The sequence below is a fragment of the Candidatus Thermoplasmatota archaeon genome, assembly GCA_018814355.1.
In the GTDB taxonomy this organism is placed as follows: Archaea; Thermoplasmatota; Thermoplasmata; order UBA10834; family UBA10834; genus COMBO-56-21.
In genome coordinates, this window is the sequence record JAHIZT010000112.1 from 1 (window position 1) to 3,338 (window position 3,338).

4 protein-coding genes are annotated in these 3,338 nt (G+C 52.2%); 2 read left to right on the forward strand and 2 right to left on the reverse strand.

All coding sequences use genetic code 11. The features are described 5' to 3' along the window. Nucleotides 1-436: 436 nt before the first annotated feature. Together KJ653_08095 and KJ653_08100 are read right to left on the reverse strand one after the other, a co-directional pair. Entirely contained in the window at nucleotides 437-901 is a 465-nt protein-coding gene (locus tag KJ653_08095) for a hypothetical protein (GenBank protein MBU0685790.1), read from the reverse strand. Between the two features lie 574 nt (nucleotides 902-1,475). Continuing rightward, on the reverse strand, nucleotides 1,476-1,649 hold the full coding sequence (locus KJ653_08100) for a hypothetical protein (protein ID MBU0685791.1): 174 nt from the start codon (nucleotides 1,647-1,649) through the stop codon (nucleotides 1,476-1,478). A 576-nt stretch (nucleotides 1,650-2,225) separates the two neighbouring features. Between KJ653_08100 and KJ653_08105 the strand changes: the two genes are divergently transcribed. Both KJ653_08105 and KJ653_08110 read left to right on the forward strand, forming a co-directional pair. Further along, a complete protein-coding gene (locus KJ653_08105) occupies nucleotides 2,226-2,408 on the forward strand; it encodes a hypothetical protein (protein ID MBU0685792.1) in 183 nt (60 codons plus the stop codon). Between the two features lie 9 nt (nucleotides 2,409-2,417). After that, entirely contained in the window at nucleotides 2,418-2,873 is a 456-nt protein-coding gene (locus tag KJ653_08110; GenBank protein ID MBU0685793.1) for a hypothetical protein, read from the forward strand. Nucleotides 2,874-3,338 lie beyond the last annotated feature (465 nt).

A 3,338-nucleotide genomic window follows, 5' to 3' on the forward strand; every position in this document is an offset into this window, starting at 1 on the left:
ACCGTATTCGACCTCGACGATGCAAGCCATTCCGTCTACTGTGCGTGTGCTCGTCGACTCGTGGCCGTTGGTTGGCGGTGTGAGGACAATCTCGAGCTTGAAGGATTCGTACTCCAGGAGGCGATTGAATGAAATTGGACGATTTCCGAATTGACCTCTTGGTGGGCCATTGTGGTCTCTCTGCCCTATATACAGAGAATGTTCGTTTGGGAATAAGGCGGGATGACCTAATCCGACCTTGGAAAATCCGAAGGTACGCTTCCTGATCTACGCTGCGCTGTCGCGTTTCTTGGCTTCAGGGTTGATGATGTCTGCGACATCGAAATCCATGAACGGGTGCAAGAGCACACGCGCTCTAGAGGCCACGGTAGCCTCTCAGAAAGGCCGTAGGTCGGTCCCTCACTCAAACCAGAGATGTAAGGAATATGCGCTTCGCCTAGTGTTTGATCTCGCTGACGATTTCTTTCAGCTCTTCGAGTCTGCGCAGAGCTTCGTCCATGCTTTTCTGGCGTTCTTCCCTGCCAATTGGGCTCAGATCACTTACGCTTCCTTCGAGGGAATTCATCACACGATTGGCGTCTTTCATCATTTCGACGGCGAGCCAGCGAGGGTCCTTTTCATCGAGCTCTTGGCAAACGCTCAGAATGCTGTAATCCTGTATGGTAGCAAGTCTTCGCAGGAATGTGAGCTTGCAGGTCAATCGTTCTTCCTTGTCTTTTGACCGATGGCAGCGGTCCATCTCATCGTCATAGATATTCTGTAGCGTTTTCTTCTTGCGAAATGGCAGGAGGAAGTCTGTCAAGGATTCACCCCGAGAACGGCGGTCTTGATGACGCTGCGGTCGAGCATGCCGAGCAGGAACCAGCCTTCCACCTGTGAGCCTCTGCTTCAGTTTGCCCAAAGGGTGAGGCAGCTTTTTGATGATAGGCCACTTCTCATCGAAGTAAGATCTCCAAGTTCGGATCATCAGAAGCGTCCTCTTGATGCCTGTCCGCATGTGCACCGTCATTGTGATCCTGGGTCTTAATGTGTAGGGAAAAGGTCGGGTTAGGTCATCCCGCCTTATTCCAGAATGAATGTTCTCTACATATAGAGAGGCAGCCCCGCTGCCGCTAGGCCGTGAAGATAGGCTAGAGAGGGTCGCTAGAGCCCGTCTGAGTGCTACCCATCCCTGACACCGTATCTTCTATGGTCTGATGAACGGGTAAGCCTAGGCGACGGGCACTCGTAGCAGTCAGCCCGAGACATATCATCGCCGTTACTACACTTGCTACACTTCCCTAGTTTCCTCGACTTGCTCGAATGGAGAGGTCTCCCGCAGTTACACCTCAAGGTCTCTCGGAATTTCTGGCTGAACCTGTCTTTCGGCCAAAGCTCGTACCTAACGTCTTCCATCGGTTCATCCCTGCCGTGTGACCTTCTCGAACTCTTCCCTCCAAGTTCGGATCATCAAAAGCGTCGTCTTGATGCTGTTGTCATTCCTTGATCTTCCGCAGACTAAGCACTCGGCCCTCAATCGTCCAGCGCATTTTCATGCCTTTCTTGATCTGGGTCATCGCGACCAGGGGCTTGGGGATGCTTATCGTCAAGGTGCCGTTGCTAGTCCTCGCGATAGTCCTGATCCACCGTTCTGCGCGTCGGCGCGTCATTAGTCTCCCTCAAGGGCTTCTTCCATGATAAAACTAGTCCTCAATAATGCCTGAAATGGTCAATTGGTATATCTGGCTAGGCCATACCGACTTTAACCATCGTTAAAGGAAAGTAAGGTGTTCGGGGTTCGGCGGCCAAGCCTCAAATCGATGGAAAATCATGATAATAATGGGCAATGAGCCAGTATCAAGCATTTTCCATGCGAATCATTTGTATCATCCCCTATCATGCTTTTTCCATCGATTTATTTGCATGACCGTTTGAATCATCTTCTATCATTGGATTCCGTGCCTGTTGATGCATGTTCATCGGCAATTGAAAAACATTTGCACCGTCAATGTTCAACAGATGCCTAGAGTCCTTAGCACCGTCCGGCTTCGGGTCGCGAGGGGTTGCGCTCATCATCGCGGTCGTCGAGGGCACGATGTACACGATGCTTGTCCCCTCGAATAGACGTCCGCTGGGAGAGGAAATTACGAATCTGACAGAAATGGCATTGAAATCCGTCCTGAGCCTTCCTCTGTCGCCTGGCTATCAAATCGGGTCTAGGTGACGGTGCTTATTGGAGGTATGAGATGAGCAACACACCATCCAAGATCGCAGCTAGCGTCGTCCTAATGGTTATCTTCCTGGTCGACGCCATGCTGTACATATGGCAGGTACCGGAGAACGATTGGAGCTACTTGGCTCTGGCCACAGTCTACGCCGTGTCGCTGTTGATCGCAGCCGGCATCGTGAGCGTGCTGAACAAACCTTGAGGGGATTCATTGGACACAGAAGAGATTCCCGAGACGCTGGAGATTGGCAAGGACTATATCTCGCTCAGATTCGAGCTGCCAAACAATTTGGTTCCGGTTCCATGCACGGAGGAACTTGAGGACTATGGCTTCTGTCTGATCATGGTATGGCCGGAATACCGCTGCCCAGGATACGAGCATTGTCCTGGGGCGCAAATGGTCTTCAATAGCTATGTTCCGTACCATACTCCTATCCCGTGCCCAGATTGCAAGGGAGAGCTCAAGAACTGGATAGAGGGCAAGTGTGAGAGATGCCGAGACTATCAGCAGGTCCCGCTCGAGGAGACCTATGCTTGCGATCTCTGTGAATACTGGCGGTTCGACCATTGCGAGCTGTTGCACATCGACAAGAGAAGACGGCCCAAAGAATGCAAGCACCTGCTCTCGAAAGCGCCGAAGGTTGCCTGGCTGAAAGGGATGGCATGACGACGGATTACCAGAGATTCAAACAGACATGGACGCCGAGGACATGACAGCTCTCGCCGGTGCAGGGCTCGCCCATCACCCGAGCCCCTCAGGGATGGATGATCTTGAAGGAGACACGCACGCCCGAGAACCTGACCACGTGCAAAGAATGCATAACGCTCACACTTACCGTGCCCAAGGACTGCCGCCTGAACATCGGTTCGTCTGCAGGAGCTGTTCAATCACGAGGTCTTTCGGGATCTCTGCCACGGCTGTCCTCTCGAGAGAAAGTAGGTCTCAGCTGGATCGATTGGTAATATCAGCAGCGATAACGACGACCTATTTGCCATATACTGGCTTGTTGTCTATTATAAGCCGAAGGTGGTCGGCGACGGGACGGTCAGCCACAAACGGGTCTACACTCAGGCATACCCTACCCCCTCACGGAAGTGGCCTAGGATTAGTTCTTTTCCGTTTCCAACACCT

Excerpts from the sequence above, each read along its gene's own strand:
- KJ653_08100 (MBU0685791.1), bottom strand. The coding sequence starts at position 1,649 with ATGACGCGCCGACGCGCAGAACGGTGGATCAGGACTATCGCGAGGACT.
- KJ653_08105 (MBU0685792.1), top strand. The coding sequence starts at position 2,226 with ATGAGCAACACACCATCCAAGATCGCAGCTAGCGTCGTCCTAATGGTT.